The organism is Citrobacter sp. Cb023, from assembly GCF_030336805.1.
GTDB classification, from domain to species: domain Bacteria; phylum Pseudomonadota; class Gammaproteobacteria; order Enterobacterales; family Enterobacteriaceae; genus Citrobacter; species Citrobacter braakii.
The window spans coordinates 139,902-156,393 of the sequence record NZ_JAOWCV010000029.1 but is presented as its reverse complement, the minus strand read 5'-3'; the positions used below and the strand labels follow the sequence as shown (position 1 = coordinate 156,393).

15 protein-coding genes and 1 pseudogene are annotated in these 16,492 nt (G+C 54.9%); 6 read left to right on the top strand and 10 right to left on the bottom strand.

Annotated features, from left to right (window positions below):
• The first annotated feature begins 33 nt into the window (after positions 1-33).
• The 4 genes from qseE to glnB are packed head-to-tail and all read left to right on the top strand — an operon-like array spanning position 34 to position 3,963.
• On the top strand, positions 34-1,464 hold the full coding sequence (gene qseE, locus OGW44_RS05585) for a two component system sensor histidine kinase QseE/GlrK (RefSeq protein WP_049282310.1): 1,431 nt from the start codon (positions 34-36) through the stop codon (positions 1,462-1,464).
• Positions 1,465-1,486: 22 nt separating this feature from the next.
• Entirely contained in the window at positions 1,487-2,230 is a 744-nt protein-coding gene (gene qseG, locus OGW44_RS05580; RefSeq protein WP_104651145.1) for a two-component system QseEF-associated lipoprotein QseG, read from the top strand.
• Positions 2,230-3,564, top strand: coding sequence for a two-component system response regulator GlrR (gene glrR, locus OGW44_RS05575; RefSeq protein WP_312025979.1), 1,335 nt, complete (start codon positions 2,230-2,232; stop codon positions 3,562-3,564). Before qseG ends, glrR begins: the two co-directional genes overlap by 1 nt.
• Before the next feature lie 60 nt (positions 3,565-3,624).
• Entirely contained in the window at positions 3,625-3,963 is a 339-nt protein-coding gene (gene glnB / locus OGW44_RS05570; RefSeq protein ID WP_002914032.1) for a nitrogen regulatory protein P-II, read from the top strand.
• On the opposite strand, the pseudogene OGW44_RS25770 reads toward glnB, so the two are convergent.
• Positions 3,960-4,055 (bottom strand): annotated as a pseudogene (locus OGW44_RS25770) (hypothetical protein); the annotation flags it as partial. The gene glnB and the pseudogene OGW44_RS25770 sit on opposite strands and share 4 nt — an antisense overlap.
• Positions 4,056-4,058: 3 nt before the next feature.
• Positions 4,059-5,249, bottom strand: coding sequence for an NO-inducible flavohemoprotein (gene hmpA / locus OGW44_RS05565; protein WP_185654961.1), 1,191 nt, complete (start codon positions 5,247-5,249; stop codon positions 4,059-4,061).
• Positions 5,250-5,575: 326 nt separating this feature from the next.
• Between hmpA and glyA the strand changes: the two genes are divergently transcribed.
• A complete protein-coding gene (gene glyA / locus OGW44_RS05560) occupies positions 5,576-6,829 on the top strand; it encodes a serine hydroxymethyltransferase (protein ID WP_016157160.1) in 1,254 nt (417 codons plus the stop codon).
• 78 nt (positions 6,830-6,907) lie between these two features.
• Here the strand turns inward: glyA and hcaD are convergent, their stop codons facing one another.
• Genes hcaD through hcaE form a run of 5 tightly spaced genes read right to left on the bottom strand, consistent with a single transcriptional unit; the run spans position 6,908 to position 11,125 of the window.
• On the bottom strand, positions 6,908-8,110 hold the full coding sequence (gene hcaD / locus OGW44_RS05555; RefSeq protein WP_185654962.1) for a phenylpropionate dioxygenase ferredoxin reductase subunit: 1,203 nt from the start codon (positions 8,108-8,110) through the stop codon (positions 6,908-6,910).
• A 9-nt stretch (positions 8,111-8,119) separates the two neighbouring features.
• Complete coding sequence (gene hcaB, locus OGW44_RS05550; protein ID WP_019077395.1) at positions 8,120-8,932, bottom strand: 3-phenylpropionate-dihydrodiol/cinnamic acid-dihydrodiol dehydrogenase; 813 nt, start codon at positions 8,930-8,932, stop codon at positions 8,120-8,122.
• Positions 8,929-9,249, bottom strand: coding sequence for a 3-phenylpropionate/cinnamic acid dioxygenase ferredoxin subunit (gene hcaC / locus OGW44_RS05545; protein ID WP_016154025.1), 321 nt, complete (start codon positions 9,247-9,249; stop codon positions 8,929-8,931). The genes hcaB and hcaC overlap by 4 nt, the downstream gene beginning before the upstream one ends.
• Positions 9,249-9,767, bottom strand: coding sequence for a 3-phenylpropionate/cinnamic acid dioxygenase subunit beta (gene hcaF / locus OGW44_RS05540; protein ID WP_016154024.1), 519 nt, complete (start codon positions 9,765-9,767; stop codon positions 9,249-9,251). Before hcaF ends, hcaC begins: the two co-directional genes overlap by 1 nt.
• A complete protein-coding gene (hcaE, locus tag OGW44_RS05535) occupies positions 9,764-11,125 on the bottom strand; it encodes a 3-phenylpropionate/cinnamic acid dioxygenase subunit alpha (protein WP_047358252.1) in 1,362 nt (453 codons plus the stop codon). Before hcaE ends, hcaF begins: the two co-directional genes overlap by 4 nt.
• Before the next feature lie 135 nt (positions 11,126-11,260).
• Between hcaE and hcaR the strand changes: the two genes are divergently transcribed.
• On the top strand, positions 11,261-12,142 hold the full coding sequence (hcaR, locus tag OGW44_RS05530) for a DNA-binding transcriptional regulator HcaR (RefSeq protein ID WP_019077393.1): 882 nt from the start codon (positions 11,261-11,263) through the stop codon (positions 12,140-12,142).
• Between the two features lie 4 nt (positions 12,143-12,146).
• Here the strand turns inward: hcaR and OGW44_RS05525 are convergent, their stop codons facing one another.
• The 3 genes from OGW44_RS05525 to OGW44_RS05515 are packed head-to-tail and all read right to left on the bottom strand — an operon-like array spanning position 12,147 to position 16,469.
• The gene (locus OGW44_RS05525; protein ID WP_137366967.1) at positions 12,147-13,238 is read right to left on the bottom strand and encodes a fimbrial protein; all 1,092 of its coding nucleotides are present in this window, start codon (positions 13,236-13,238) and stop codon (positions 12,147-12,149) included.
• The gene (locus OGW44_RS05520; RefSeq protein ID WP_185654963.1) at positions 13,229-15,724 is read right to left on the bottom strand and encodes a fimbria/pilus outer membrane usher protein; all 2,496 of its coding nucleotides are present in this window, start codon (positions 15,722-15,724) and stop codon (positions 13,229-13,231) included. The genes OGW44_RS05525 and OGW44_RS05520 overlap by 10 nt, the downstream gene beginning before the upstream one ends.
• 52 nt (positions 15,725-15,776) lie before the next feature.
• Entirely contained in the window at positions 15,777-16,469 is a 693-nt protein-coding gene (locus OGW44_RS05515) for a fimbrial biogenesis chaperone (RefSeq protein WP_016154019.1), read from the bottom strand.
• Positions 16,470-16,492: the final 23 nt, after the last annotated feature.

Genomic DNA, 16,492 nt, shown 5'->3' with positions numbered 1-16,492 from the left:
ATCAACCTATTCCTGTCCATTGAGAGTAACGCCTTGAAGCGCTGGTCTGTTTTCCCCCGATCTTTACGTCAATTGGTTACGTTGGCATTTTTGCTTATCCTGCTGCCGTTGTTAGTTTTGGCCTGGCAGGCGTGGCAAAGTCTGAATGCCCTGAGCGCGCAGGCGGCGCTGACGAACCAAACCACGCTGATTGACGCCAGACGCAGTGAAGCGATGACCAATGCCGCGCTGGAGATGGAGCGTAGCTACCGGCAATACTGTGTGCTTGATGACCCAACGCTGGCTAAGGTTTACCAGAGCCAACGTAAACGCTACAGCGACATGTTGGATGCGCATGCGGGCGTGTTGCCGGATACCAAGCTTTATCAGGCACTGCGTCAGGACCTCAACGATCTCGCGCAGTTACAGTGCACCAACAGTGGTCCTGATAGCGTGGCGGCGGCGCGGCTGGACGCTTTCGCCAGTGCCAATACTGAAATGGTACAAGCGACGCGCACGGTCGTCTTTTCTCGTGGGCAGCAGCTACAGCAGGAAATAGCCGAACGTGGGCAGTTCTTTGGCTGGCAGGCGCTGGTGCTGTTTCTTGTCAGCCTGGCGATGGTGTTGCTGTTTACCCGCATGATAATCGGTCCGGTGAAGGGCATAGAAAAAATGATCAATCGTCTGGGGGAAGGGCGCTCGCTGGGCGATAGCGTATTATTTACGGGACCCCGGGAGCTGCGGTCCGTGGGCCAGCGCATTATCTGGCTGAGCGAACGTCTTTCCTGGCTGGAGTCACAACGACATCAGTTTTTACGCCACCTCTCCCATGAGCTGAAAACGCCTCTGGCGAGTATGCGCGAAGGTACCGAGCTGTTAGCCGATCAGGTCGTTGGGCCGTTAACGCCAGAGCAAAAAGAGGTGGTCGGAATTCTCGATGACAGTAGCCGCAACCTGCAAAAACTGATTGAGCAACTGCTCGATTACAACCGCAAGCTGGCGGATGACGAGGTTGAGCTTGAACGTGTGGAAATCGCGCCGCTGGTGGAAAGCGTTGTTTCTGCACATAGCCTGCCCGCTCGCGCCAAAATGATACATACTGATGTTGCGCTTGCGGTGAACGCCTGCCTGGCAGAACCGATGCTATTGATGAGCGTGCTGGACAATCTTTATTCCAATGCGGTGCACTATGGCGCTGAATCCGGTAACATTTGGATCCGCAGCAGTTTGCATGGCTCAATGGTATACATTGATGTAATGAATACCGGCACACCGATTCCAGAAGCAGAACAGACCATGATCTTCGAGCCTTTTTTCCAGGGTAGCCATCAGCGAAAAGGGGCGGTAAAAGGAAGCGGGTTGGGGCTGAGCATTGCCAGAGATTGCATCCGCCGTATGCGGGGCAAACTGTATCTGGTTGATGAGCATGCGCAAAACGTTTGTTTTCGCATAGAACTGCCGCTATCTGCAGCGAAAAATCACTAAAATAAACCTAAGTCTGGTGAGTATGCCATACGTTGTTGTCCGAATGCTTAAACGACATTTTTTCCGTCGCGTCATCCTCGCAAGCCTGCCGTGTCTGGCGCTGGTAGGCTGCGTCCCGAACGCGGTGAATCATATTATCGGCGACCCCTCGCAGGAGAAAATTCCGCCTCATCAACTGGCGGACTACCTTGCAACCGACTGTAGCGATATCTGGTCGCTGTCTGGTCAGCCCACAGAGACCAATCCGCTGTACTGGCTGCGGGCGATGGATTGCGCCAATCGTCTGATGCCGGTACAGGCGCGTAGTGAAGCCAGCACGATGATGCCTGATACCTGGCAGGGGGCTTTCAGGCGCGGGATCCTGCTTGATAACGCCAACATTACGCCGCCTGAAAGGCGGGAGACGGTTACGCGCCTCGACGCATTAAGCCCGCAAATTCCGCCACAGGTACGCCCGCTGTATCAGGTCTGGCGCAGTAGTCAGACGTTGCAGTTGCAACTGGCCGAAGAGCGTATGCGCTACAGCAAGCTTCAGCAGGCGTCAGACAGCGATCTTGATACGTTACGTCAGCAGCAACAACATTTGCAGTCTCAGCTCGATCTCACGACCCGCAAGCTGGAGAATCTAACCGATATTGAACGCCAGCTTTCCACGCGCAAACCTGCCGGTAGTTACAACCCTGATGCGCCGCACGGGAACGATAAACTCACCCCACCTGATAACGAGGAAGTTGCAGCGCCGTCTGCCGATGAGGTCACGCCATGATAAGCCGTAAGCCCGCGCATCTGCTGCTGGTGGATGACGATCCCGGCCTGTTGAAATTACTTGGAATGCGCCTGACCAGCGAAGGCTACAGCGTCGTAACCGCAGAAAGCGGACAGGAAGGGCTACGAGTGCTGAACCGTGAAAAAGTGGATCTGGTTATTAGCGATCTGCGCATGGATGAAATGGACGGCATGCAGCTGTTTACTGAAATCCAGAAAGTGCAGCCGGGAATGCCGGTTATTATCCTCACCGCTCACGGTTCCATCCCCGACGCCGTTGCGGCGACCCAGCAAGGGGTGTTCAGCTTTCTCACTAAGCCGGTCGATAAAGACGCGTTATACCATGCGATCGACGGGGCGTTGGAACAGTCTGCGCCTGCCGCTGATGACAGCTGGCGTGAGTCCATCGTCACCCGCAGCCCACTGATGCTGCGCCTGCTGGAACAGGCGCGCATGGTGGCGCAATCGGACGTAAGCGTATTGATCAACGGCCAAAGCGGAACCGGGAAAGAAGTTTTTGCCCAGGCCATTCATAACGCCAGCTCGCGCAGCCACAAGCCCTTTATTGCCATTAACTGCGGCGCATTGCCGGAACAACTTCTGGAGTCTGAACTGTTTGGTCATGCGCGCGGCGCCTTTACCGGCGCGGTGAGCAATCGTGAAGGGCTGTTTCAGGCCGCGGAAGGCGGGACGCTGTTTCTCGATGAGATTGGCGATATGCCCGCGCCGTTGCAGGTTAAATTGCTACGTGTATTGCAGGAGCGAAAAGTCAGGCCGCTGGGCAGTAACCGCGATATCGATATTGATGTGCGGATCGTTTCCGCGACCCACCGTGATTTACCCAAAGCGATGGCTCGGGGGGAATTTCGCGAAGATTTGTACTATCGCCTCAACGTGGTGAGCCTGAAGATCCCAGCGCTGGCCGAGCGTACGGAAGATATTCCGCTGCTGGCAAACCATCTGCTGCGCCAGTCTGCTGAACGACACAAACCGTTCGTGCGCGCCTTTTCTACCGATGCCATGAAACGACTAATGACCGCCAGTTGGCCTGGTAACGTGCGTCAGTTGGTTAACGTGATTGAGCAGTGCGTGGCGTTGACCTCTTCGCCGGTGATCAGCGACGCGCTGGTGGAGCAGGCGCTGGAAGGGGAGAACACCGCGCTGCCGACCTTTGTTGAAGCGCGTAACCAGTTTGAACTCAACTACCTGCGTAAGCTGTTGCAAATCACCAAGGGCAATGTGACCCACGCGGCGCGAATGGCGGGGCGCAACCGCACCGAGTTCTACAAGTTGCTCTCTCGCCATGAGCTGGATGCAAACGATTTCAAAGAATAAATCTGCGGATTATGTTAGTTTTATTCGATCAAAAGACAGGCGACCTTTTCAAGGAATAGCATGAAAAAGATTGATGCGATTATTAAACCCTTCAAGCTGGACGACGTCCGCGAAGCGCTGGCTGAAGTCGGCATTACCGGTATGACTGTAACAGAAGTGAAAGGGTTTGGCCGTCAGAAAGGCCATACTGAGCTGTACCGTGGTGCGGAATATATGGTGGATTTTCTGCCGAAGGTAAAAATTGAAATTGTGGTCACCGACGACATCGTCGATACCTGCGTCGACACCATTATTCGTACTGCCCAGACCGGTAAAATCGGTGACGGTAAGATTTTTGTCTTCGACGTGGCACGCGTGATTCGTATTCGCACCGGTGAAGAAGACGACGCGGCAATCTAAGCCGCGCCGTGCTTGCCGGATGGCGGTGTAAACACCTTATCAGGCCTACAATATCCCGTAGGCCTGATAAGCGCAGCGCCATCAGGCATGAGTAATTACAAGACTTTATGCGGGCCGAAGCATTCGTAATGAATGTTCTCGTTTTTCACGCCCAGGCCGATCAGCTGCTTCGCGGCAAACTGCATAAAGCCAACCGGACCGCACAGATAAAACTGCATCGCCGGATCGCTGATTGCGCCTTCCAGTTTGTTCAAATCCATCAGACCAACGCTATCAAACGCACCTTTCGCGCGATCGGCTTCGGTTGGCTCACGATACCAGGTGTGTGCGCTAAAGCGTGGCAGCGTTTTGCCCAGTTCATTCACTTCATCGGCAAAGGCATGTACATCGCCATTTTCTGCCGCGTGGAACCAGTTAACCTGCGCCGTATGATTCGCTTTTGCCAGCGTATCCAGCATCGCCAGCATCGGGGTTTGACCCACGCCTGCTGAAATCAGAGAGACTGGGGTATCGGTTGCGACGTCCATAAAGAAATCGCCCGCAGGTGCGGCTAAGTGAACGACGTCGCCCACATTCGCATGGGTGTGCAGCCAGGTGGAAACCTGACCACCGTCTTCACGCTTCACAGCAATACGGTAGCCTTTGCCATCGGGTTTACGGGTCAGTGAGTACTGACGAATTTCCTGATGCGGGAAACCTTCCGGCTTCAGCCAGACGCCCAGGTATTGCCCCGGATGATATTCAGCCACTGCGCCACCGTCGACAGGTTCAAATTCAAAGCTGGTGATAAGCGCACTGCGTGGGGTTTTTGCCACGATGCGGAAAGGACGGGTACCTTCCCAGCCGCCATTTTTATTGGCATTTTCGCTGTAGATCTGCGCTTCACGGTTGATGAAAACGTTCGCCAGCACGCCGTATGCTTTGCCCCATGCATCCAGAACTTCCTGGCCCGGGCTGAACATTTCGTCCAGCGTTGCCAGCAAATGGCCACCTACGATGTTGTACTGCTCCGGTTTAATCTGGAAGCTGGTATGCTTCTGCGCGATTTTCTCAACGGCAGGCAACAGCGCCGCCAGGTTCTCGATATTGCTGGCATACGCGGCAATAGCGTTAAACAGCGCTTCCCGCTGATCGCCATTACGCTGGTTACTCATGTTGAAGATTTCTTTCAGCTCTGGGTTATGCGTAAACATGCGATCGTAGAAATGGGCGGTCAGCTTCGGGCCTGTTTCAACCAGCAGGGGAATGGTGGCTTTCACTGTAGCGATGGTTTGTGCGTCAAGCATACGGTCTTCCTTTATCTGAAATTTTAATGATGTATGTCAAATACATCTTATAAAAAATACCCCTGCATTGTAAATGGTTCTTTGTCACTTTGCGTTGTAAAGGTTACATCGTGAAAAATATGCATCACAAACCTGAAAAGAAATCCGTTGAAATTCAGCAGACCTTTGTTCTCCAAAGCCTTGCGTGCCGTGAAGGTAATCGTTTGCGTAAAATCCTTTGTCAAGACCTGTTATCGAAGAATGATTCGGTTATACTGTTCGCCGTCGTCCAACGGGACTGCCTTTTTAGGCCGAAATTCTATTGTTAGCTGAGTCAGGAGATGCGGATGTTAAAGCGTGAAATGAACATTGCCGATTATGATGCCGAACTGTGGCAGGCTATGGAGCAGGAAAAAGTACGTCAGGAAGAGCACATCGAACTGATCGCCTCCGAAAACTACACCAGCCCGCGTGTTATGCAGGCGCAGGGTTCTCAGCTGACCAACAAATACGCTGAAGGTTATCCGGGCAAGCGCTACTACGGCGGTTGTGAGTACGTTGATATCGTTGAGCAATTGGCTATCGATCGTGCAAAAGAGCTGTTTGGCGCTGACTACGCTAACGTACAGCCGCACTCCGGCTCCCAGGCTAACTTCGCTGTTTACACCGCTCTGCTGCAACCGGGTGATACCGTTCTGGGTATGAACCTGGCGCAAGGCGGCCACCTGACTCACGGTTCCCCGGTTAACTTCTCTGGCAAGCTGTACAACATCATCCCTTACGGTATTGATGAGTCCGGTAAAATTGACTACGAAGATATGGCTAAGCAGGCCAAAGAGCACAAGCCGAAGATGATCATCGGCGGCTTCTCTGCTTACTCCGGCGTTGTTGACTGGGCAAAAATGCGTGAAATCGCCGACAGCATTGGCGCATACCTGTTCGTTGACATGGCGCACGTTGCGGGCCTGATCGCCGCAGGCGTTTACCCGAACCCGGTTCCACACGCACACGTAGTGACCACCACCACCCACAAAACCCTGGCAGGTCCGCGCGGCGGCCTGATCCTGGCGAAAGGCGGTGACGAAGAGCTGTACAAAAAGCTGAACTCCGCGGTGTTCCCAAGCGCGCAGGGCGGCCCGCTGATGCACGTGATCGCGGCGAAAGCCGTGGCGCTGAAAGAAGCGATGGAGCCTGAGTTTAAGGTTTACCAGCAGCAGGTTGCTAAAAACGCTAAAGCGATGGTAGAAGTGTTCCTGAACCGTGGCTACAAAGTGGTTTCTGGCGGTACTGAAAACCACCTGTTCCTGCTGGATCTGGTTGATAAAACCCTGACCGGTAAAGAAGCTGACGCCGCACTGGGCCGCGCTAACATCACTGTTAACAAAAACAGCGTGCCGAACGATCCGAAGAGCCCGTTTGTGACTTCCGGTATCCGTATCGGTTCTCCGGCTGTAACTCGCCGTGGCTTTAAAGAAGCGGAAGTGAAAGAGCTGGCTGGCTGGATGTGTGACGTTCTGGACAACATCAATGACGAAGCCGTTATCGAGCGCGTCAAAGGTAAAGTTCTGGATATCTGCGCACGCTTCCCGGTTTACGCGTAATTCTGCTTAACGCAAAACGAAAGGCCGCTGATGCGGCCTTTTTTAATGCCTGATAGCGCTGCGCTTATCAGGCTGCTATCACAACGACTTCAGCGCTACGCCTTCATCGCACAGCGCTTCCTCGCTTACTACTCGTCCTGAATGAATTAACTTACGCAGTGCGCGCACTTCGCGTCCGTTGTTGAGCGCTACTGCGCCAATTAGCTTCCCATCATGCAGTTGGAACCAGATAGCCTTGCCGTCATCCGGATTGCCACGACATAACCATGTTTGCCCTTGCATATCGCCAACAAATTGCAGATTGTCATTAAATTGGTCAGTCCAGAACCAGCCTGGCGTCTTCTCCGGCAACGGCAGATTAAGCATTGCGGCAGCGGCAATCTGTGCCTGGTTATTGGCATTTTCCCAGCTTTCTACTCGTTCTAACGAACCGTCGGGCTGGCGCGTTATCGCCACATCACCGGCGGCAAAAATCGCGGGATCGGAGGTGATGCAGGCGGAGTCAACGATAATACCGTTAGCCGTCTCCAGCCCCGCTTCGCGAGCCAACGCATCATTCGCCACGATGCCGATGCCATAAACCAGCGCATCGGCCTGTAGCGTCTCGCCGTTTTGCAGGGTAAGCGAGAGAAACTCTCCCGCTTCAGCGTGCTCAATGGCGCTGTTGAGCAGCACCCGCACCCCTGCCTGTCGGTGGCGGTTTAGCAGATAGTCGCGCACCGGAGCAGGGGCGTTGCGACCCATTACCGTTGAGGCCAGCTCCACTAACGTCACCCGACAGCCGCGTAGGATTGCGCTGGCCGCTAATTCCAGGCCAATGGTGCCCGCACCGACAATCACAATCGACTTGCCCGGCAGCAAGGTACCGCGCAGACGCTCGGCATCTGTGGCGTGACGCAGGGTAAAGCAACGTTCGCCCAGTTTATCCAGTAGCGGCAGCGGTCTGGCGGCGGCCCCGGTCGCCAACAGCAACTGCGACCAGCGGTAAGACTGACCATCGGCGAGTATCAGCGTGCGCGAGGTGCGGTCAATCTGACGCAGCGTGACGCCAAGATGCAGCTGTACGTTGTTCTCCCGCCACCAGTCAGCGTTCAGGATCGGCTGTCGCTGTGGATTTTCGTCCAGCAGCATCGCTTTGGAGAGCGGAGGGCGTTCATAGGGCAGATACGGCTCATCGGAAAACAGATGCAATTCGCCGTTAAATCCTTGCTGACGCAGTGCGACGGCGGCCATTGCCGCAGCCTGACCACCGCCGACGATAGCGATAATTTTATGGCTCATAACGCCTCCTCAGAGATCCAGTCCGGCGGCAACGTGACGAATACCGCGAATGCCCAAACCGGCATCGGCATTGATCATCACGCCACTCAATGTGCGATTGTTGCGCTTTGACGCCAGCATCACATACGGGCCGGTAAAATCCGCTGGCTCAGGAAAAAACTGCAACGGCAAAATGGCGGCGATTTTTTCCGGCGTCAGCGACTGCATAATCGACGTATCGCCCTGACCCAGCGCCTGTGGGCCGCGCAGATCGGTCGCCATGCCGCACGGACCGACGCCGTTGACGCGCACCTTTGGCGCCAGCTCGTAGGCTAACTGGCGAATCAACCCGGTGGCGGCATGTTTAGAGGCGGTATACAACGGACCGCCGCCGCCGGGATACCACGCCGCGTTGGAAAGGGTAAAGATGATGTTGCCTTCGCTGGCGATAAGCGCAGGGGCGCAGGCTTTTGCGCCCAGCAGATAGCCCAACACGTTGACGTTAAACAGCTCATGAAAGCCGCTCTCCAGCGCGTCCGCTGGCGTATTGACCAGCGAGGCGTTGTGATCCCATATCCCGGCGTTGCCGATCAAACAGTCCAGGGTGCCGTAGCGCGCCAGAATTTGATCCACCGCGCGCTGATAGTCGGCGTAGCAGGTGACGTTGCCTTCTACTGCCAGCACATGTTCGCCAAAACGTTGGCGCAGGCTGGCGACTTTGGCTGGCGAAAGTTCCAGCGTGGCGACCCGCGCGCCTTCCTCAATGAAACGCTCGACCAGCGCCAGGCCAAGACCGGAGCCGCCGCCGGTGATAAAGACCACGTTATCGCGTAAATCGCTCATCTCGCGTCCTCTGGAATATCAACGAACACATCACTACCTTCCACGTACACCGCGTAGGTGGTCAGCGGATCGGTGGCAGGTAAACACAACGCCTTACCGGTTTTCAGGCAGAAACTGGCGGCATGTAGCGGGCATTCCACCGTCGCATCGTCTTCCAGATAACCTTCCGACATCGAGGCATTACCGTGGCTACAGCGATCGTTAATGGCATAAAACTCGCCGCCAACGTTGAACAGCGCGATGACGGGCGAGGTGTCGAGCCGGAGCGCTTCACCCTCCGGCAAATCCCCTACGGGGCAGGCATAAATACGACTCATCAGAACAATACACTCAGGTTATGGGAGGTGATCACCGCTTGATCCAGCACGATCTCACGCTCCAGTAAGCGCCACTCATCGCCCGGTAAACGGCGCACTTTGTCCATGCGCATGCCGACGTAAAAGGTTTCATCGCGCTCTTTTTGCGCGCGATACAGCAGATAGTTAAGACGCACGGCGAATACATCCGGCACTTCGGTTTCACTGACCTGGCAGTTGCTGATCAGGTGCCGGGTACGCGACGGCGGCTCCTCTGCCCAGGCCATTCCGGTTTCCAGTCGCGCAATACGGCGTTCAAGCTGATCTTTGTTGTCGTTAAAAATCCAGGTGGTTGGCGGCTGCACGCCTTTGCGACGGTCGCGCGTCTGGGCATTGACCGTTGTGCGCATGGTATAGCGAATGTCGTCATCCAGCTGTGCCAGCCAGTCTCGAAACTGCCAGTCATCCAGCAGGCTGGCTTCATGGTAGAGAAACTGCGTAATGCGGTGATGCAGTTCCAGGGAAACTAAAGCACTCATTTCATCACCTCCTGCTGGTAAGCGGCGGTTTTTTCCTGCACTTCCTGCCAGCTTTCGCTGCTGAGTAAATCAGCCCAGCGCTGATACATGCCGCGGGCGGCGGTTTCTGAGAAGATGTAGTTGGTGATCCCCGGAATGCCGTCTTCACGACGTTTCTCCTGACCTAACCCCATTTCCAGGCACAGTTTGCTATTACGCGCCCGATGGCCCTTCAACAGTTTTTGAATTTCACACCAGTTTTCCGAGTCGTCCTGCTCAAGGAATCCGGCGGGGCCAAAAGCGCGCGTAGCGCTGTTTTCAAATGCGGCTTTCACTTCATCAGAGGCGGCTTTATCGGTAATACAGAACGCCCACACTTCAACCTGATCAGGACCGCGCGGATGCCAGACGCGCAACGTAGCGGTACCATTGAGCCAGGAAAGCGTTGGAAAAATGTTGTTGTGACCGGCCAGACGCAGAGCACGAACCTTACCCAGACGCTGTTCAGCTTCTGCGTAGGTGTCGCGGTAGTAGCTGGAGACTTCGCCGTCGACCCACACGTTGGCATCCGGCTTTTCGGTAAAGAAGAAGCCGCTGCCGTGCCCGTCCTGGCCGAACTGTAGTGCATCTTTGGCGGTTTCCCACACCGGGCGAGCGGTTTGTCCGTCACCGAGGCGTTTATCGCTACCGTCGTCTTTTGCCCCCAACACCTGCACAGCGGAGGCATGGCTGAACAATGCGTGATACTGATCGCTGGCAAACTGTTCGGCGGGGAATTTCCAGTTACAGTCGATGGTCCACTTCTGTACGCCGCCGACGATTTCTGTGCCGCCTTCGCGGCGGTCAAGCACACCGTCGAGATACCACGCGATGTCGCCGAGATAATCGCGTAGCGTGGGCGCGGTGGTGTCCCAGTTGCCGAAAATCAGCCCTTTATAGCTCTCTACGCCAGGAACTTCGTTCAGTCCCCAGTGCGATTTGCATAACCCTTGCGGGTAAGCGCGAGGCTCCAGCGGAACGTCGATCAGCTCGCCATTGATACCGTACGACCAGCCGTGATACGGGCAGGTAAAGGCGCGAGTGTTCCCGCAGTCGGCGTAGCTGACGCGCATCGCCCGGTGGCGGCACTGGTTGAGAAACGCTTTGATGCTGCCGTCTTTCTGGCGAACCACCACGACCGCATCCTCGCCCATGTAGGTGTTAAAAAAATCACCGGCTTTGGGGATTTGGCTTTCGTGGGCGAGAAATAGCCAGCAGCGCCCGAAGATGCGCTCCAGCTCCAGTTGGTAAATTTCTGGGTCAGTATAAATCCGTGGGGTTACACGACCGTTTTGCGTGTCGATCAGTTGGTAGATGTCTAAATTTGAGGGTGTGGTCATATTTTTTAATCCTGAAAGATAAGATGTATTGACCTTCTATTTTTGTGCCATAAGGATGTTGCTGGTTAGTTATCAATCTGTGAAATAGTAAATTTCTACCAGTTGAGACATTTTTTCGATAACAAGGAGAAGCGCATGGAACTGAGGCACTTACGCTATTTTGTGGCGGTGGCGCAGGCGCTGAATTTCACCCGGGCGGCAGAAAAGCTGCATACCTCTCAGCCGTCGTTAAGCAGCCAGATCCGCGATCTGGAAACCTGCGTGGGCGTTCCGTTACTGGTGCGGGACAAGCGAAAAGTTGCGCTGACGGCGGCGGGGGAGTGCTTTTTACAGGACGCGCTGGCGATCCTTGAGCAGGCGGAAAATGCCAAAGTTCGCGCCCGTAAAACGGGGCAGGAAGATAATCATTTCGCTATTGGTTTTGTCCCTTCCGCTGAGGTGAATTTGCTCCCGAAAGTGCTGCCCTTATTTCGTTTAAAACAACCGGATACGCACATTGAACTGGTAAGCCTGATAACCACCGAACAGGAAGAAAGGATCCTCAACGGAGAACTGGACGTGGGCTTAATGCGTCACCCGGTGTACAGCCCGGAGCTGGATTATCTGGAGCTGATTCATGAGCCGCTGGTCGTGGTGTTACCGGTGAATCATCCGTTAGCCAATGAGCAAGCGATCTCCGCAGAACAGCTGCATGGCGTAAATTTTGTCAGTACCGATCCCGCTTATTCCGGGGCGCTAGCGATGATTGTCAAAAACTGGTTTCAGCAGCAGGAAAGCCAGCCCAATATTGTGCAGGTAGCGACCAATATTCTGGTGACCATGAATCTGGTCGGCATGGGGCTGGGGGTGACTTTGATACCCGGTTATATGAATAATTTTAATACCGGGCAGGTGGTTTTTCGGCCAATCGTCGGTGAAGCGCCAACGCTGGCATTGTTGATGGCATGGAAGAAGGGCGAGCTAAAGCCCGCCCTGCAGCAATTCATCGAACTGGCACAACGCCAGAGGATAGAGTAAAGCGCTATTTCACGAGAACGGTAATCGTGGCTGTACCGCTAAATTTACCTGGGGCTGGCGTTCCACCGAGGAGATTGATCGGCCATGCCTCCAGACTGATGTGCCCCTCGCCGATATCATCGATAGCGATCAACCCATTTGTGAACGGGATATTGATGTGGGTGTCGCCGATACGAGCCATTCTCACGCCGATGTCCGGGATATTATCGGCCTCCCGGCGGCGGGCGACTAACGTGTACTGATCAAGCACATCATCGCCATCAATCCTCATTTCCAGATCATTGTTGATGCTTGATGTATCGCCACAGTTGTAGACAATATCAAAATTGACTGGTGTATAGCCGTCCGGCATCTCATTACGGGTAGTGAAACGGCTGGTGTTGATATAACCGAGATCGACCTGAATGACGTCGCCCTGGTTGATTTTACAGTCCTGAGGCACGGTAATGCTCCCCTGGATGTGCAGCTCGGCGATATCTCCCAGGTTGTTCATTGACGGAGAGGTGGTCGTCGTGCTCCATCCGGCCCGTACGGAGGCGATTTGGGTATCTGGAATCACCAGTTCACCTAAGAAGGGTTTGGTGACGTACAGCGTAAAACGGGTACGTGCGCCAATCGTCACCGGCGCGGCGCGAGTCTCCGCCGGATCGTCGATACATACGCTGCCTTTTTCGCTGCTTATCCCATACGAGCCGCTTTCTCTCAATGGGTCACGGTTTGTCGGTAAGACGGCTGTGGCGCCGGGAATATCGTCAACTTCGGTTTTAATATCCAGATTATCATTCAGATGGTAAAAGCCGCTGAGTTGACCGTTTCCGGATAGCGCGCTGGTGACCGTATAGAACAGCGCCACTCTGCTACCCGCGCCACAGCCGCAATCAATTTGATAAGCACCGCCCGTGAGTGGCGTCGGCAGCTCCAGCGAGGTTCCGGCGACGTTCTGGGCTTGTGTCCAGTCGCTGGAGACATCGGCGTTAAAGCGACCTGATGGACCTGATGCGACGCAGGACCCGTTCGCCGCGTAGACCGGGGCGATAGATAGCGCCAGCAGCGCGGCGGCAATCCCATTTTTCATCCACGAATTCTTTATTGACATAGTGCGTTCCCATTATGTATTGCGGCGCTGCGAGCGGCATCTTCCTGCAGGCTGAAGGTAAACTGGCACTGTTGATCAGGCTGATTGCCCCAGCGCACGGACCACCTCTGCGGCTGATTGTTCACGCCGGTGATATACAGCACGCCGCCTTCATCGACGATGCTTTGCTGCGTCTGGCTGCTGGCTACTGCGCCGAAGGGCAGCGCATTCCCTCGCGCATCGGTGAGTTTCAACAGCACGCGGTAGCCGGTCTGGGCAATAAAGTGCGCCGTTACAGCGGCACCGCGATTAGGCACCACGGTACGCACGGTTTCGGTCACATCGACATTATCCGGCATCATAGTGGTATCGAGAGAGATGGCGTTTTCCTGATACGCGGTCAGATAGGGGATAATGGCATAGCCAAAATAGTCGGTGGCGATGCCCGGATAGTTTTTCACCCGGATACCTGCCGCGCCGTTGGCGTCAATCAGCGCAAAGGCATTACCCAGCGGCTGCGACAGCGTCACGCCGTGGGGATGGGCGACAATACCGCCGGAGAGGCCGTAGCTCATCTGCTGGCTATCGCTGCTGTAGTCGTAGCCCGCATTCATGGTGCCATAGGCAGAGCGATAGCTGCCGTACAGGCTGCTGCTATCACCGCCGCCGCCTTCGCTTTGCCGCTGTTTGAGGCTATAGCTCAGTCGACGGTCTTCCAGCAGCGAGCCGTTGATACCCACTTCGTGCTGTGTGGCGCGATCGCGTTGATCGGTGGTGCGCCAGGTTGCCCGCGCATGCGACAGCCAGCGATCCAGCGGTACGCTCAGGCTGAGCGACAGCGTGCGATCGTTGTCGCTGTCCTGCGAATCGGTGAACTGGCCGCTGAGGTTATAGCTCACGCCCCATAGATTGCCGTTCAGACCAATGGACAGGTTTTTATCCTGCCCCCCGCGATCCCAGTACTTCTGCTGCGAGCCGGAGGCGTAGAAGCTGATACCAGAAAACAGCGACTGGCTGACGGTGAACTGAGCTTCGTTGCGCAGGCGGTCGTCGGCGCTGATGTCCTTCTGGTTGGCGTCGGAGAAGTTGAAATAACCGCTGCTGGTGTAGCGATAGTAGCTTAGTGACACGCTGGTGCCGCTTTCCGGTAGATCTTTGATGTACTGGGTACGCCAGCTGTAGCCGTGATAGTTTTCATCGTTATCAAGCTGGGTATCCGCACGGCTGACATCCATCGATACCGCCCCAAGTTCGCCGAGCGTAGAGCCGAGACCCAGCGCCAGCGCCCGATAGTCCTGCGAGGCATTCAGGCCACCGTACAGGGTCAACACGTTGTTCAGGCCATAGCTGGCGGTGCTTTCAAGGAACTCCGGTTCGTTGCTGTCCTGCGAGCTGGCGGCGCGAAAGCGCCCGGCGGTGGCGCTGTATTTGAGATATCCCGGCCTCTGCATCTGCGGTAGCGCGGAGAAGGGCTGGACGAAGTGCCGCACGCTACCGTCGGCCTCTTCGATAGTGACGTCTAAATCGCCGCTGAAGGAAGAGGGGTAGAGATCGTTGATTTCAAAAGCGCCGGCCGGGACATTGCTTTGATACAGGGTGTAGCCGTTTTGCCGTACCGTGACGATAGCGCTGGAGTTGGCGATACCGCGAATGGTCGGCGCAAAGCCGCGTTGACTGTTGGGCAGCATGGTTTCATCGGAGTACAGCCGCACGCCGGTAAACTGATAGCTGGTGAATACTGTGCCTTCCGTTGCGCTCTCGCCCATCACCAGCTGCGATTTCAGACTTTTGATATCCCGCTGCAACCAGCTATTAATGCTCTCCCAGCGTGTGTCGTTATCGTTGTGCGTCCAGGTGGAATAATTGCGCAGCCGCCAGGGGCCGATATTGGCGCCGTTTTGCATATTCAGATACTGGCGCTGGGTGTTATCGCTGTCGTATTGGTTCTGCGAGCCGCTAAAGGCGTAGTTGGTAAACAGCACCGGCATACCGTCGTCCCAGCGGGAGGGGTCAATATAGCCGCGGGCGTCGCGGTACAATGCAATCTGCGGCACGCTGAGATTCAGCCGGCTGTGGTTGAAGTCGAACTGAGAGACGCTGCCGGGGATGGCCTGCGCCAGATCGGCAATTATCGTACGGTTGTCCTGCTCCGCAAGCTGCGGATAGTTGTCGATCTTAAAGCCCAACTCACGTAGCTGCCCAAGGGTGAACTGAGGAATCAGCTGGTGGTCTTTACCGGCGATGAACGGCAGCGTACGTTGTAGCGTTTTCTTTTTATTAATATAAATATCAACAATATATTCACCAGGGAGCTGGGCGTTATTCTGAGAAAATACGTTGAGATCCACTGCCCGCTGGCCACTTTTCTCCGTTTCCAGCAGCGCCGGGTCAAAATAGAGATCGCTGGCCCAGGCCTGGCATGCGCTCAGGCATCCGCTGACAATCGCGCAATGTATCCAGAAAGAGAGCCGTTTCGTGGTTAATAAATGCGGTGTTAATTGCACCATTTCGCTTGTCATTCCTTGAGAGCTATTATCGTGTGGTCAACGTGGGGTACGGCTATTGCAGCGTTCGGGTTTCCGTTTTGGTGGCCCCGCCGTAGTCGTTAATGGCTGCCCACTGCACCGTTTTCCCTGCAGAAGCGGGAACCTCGATCTGTTTATGCTCGCCGGGAGCGATATAGTCGATTTTACTGGTGAGATCGGTTTTCCCGAGCGCAATACCGGCAAAGACGACGTGATAAGCTGATGGGTTATAGATGTCTAACTTATTATTGCTATATTTATATTCGAGAGATTTATAGGCATCGTAAGGTTTACCCGTTAAATTGGCTGGCCGATAGAACAGTTTGATACGCGTTTTAAATACCAGGGTCAGCATATTATTATCGCTATCGGCAGACTGGCTTTTTGCCGGGATCGCGCGGACGTTAATAAAGAAAAGTGATTCTTTGTTATTAATGATGTTTTCAGATGATTTAATTATTCGTAGTGATGAATCGCTACCCGAATCCAGACGAAATAGCGGTGGCGTAATAATAAAAGGACCACGCGCCGTTCCTTGCGCATTATCGACCCACGACTGTAATAAATAGGGCAGGTTCTCGCTGCGGTTAGCCACCGGCAGGGCGGCCTCTTTTTTCCCGGCATCGTAGATGACGCGAGTTCTCTCTAGCACAATTCCACCCGCGAGGCACTGGCTGACCCAGCCGCCAAGCAGCATCGATAATACGAGAATAGTGTGTTTTTTCATCACAGTCATCCTTAACCAGACGT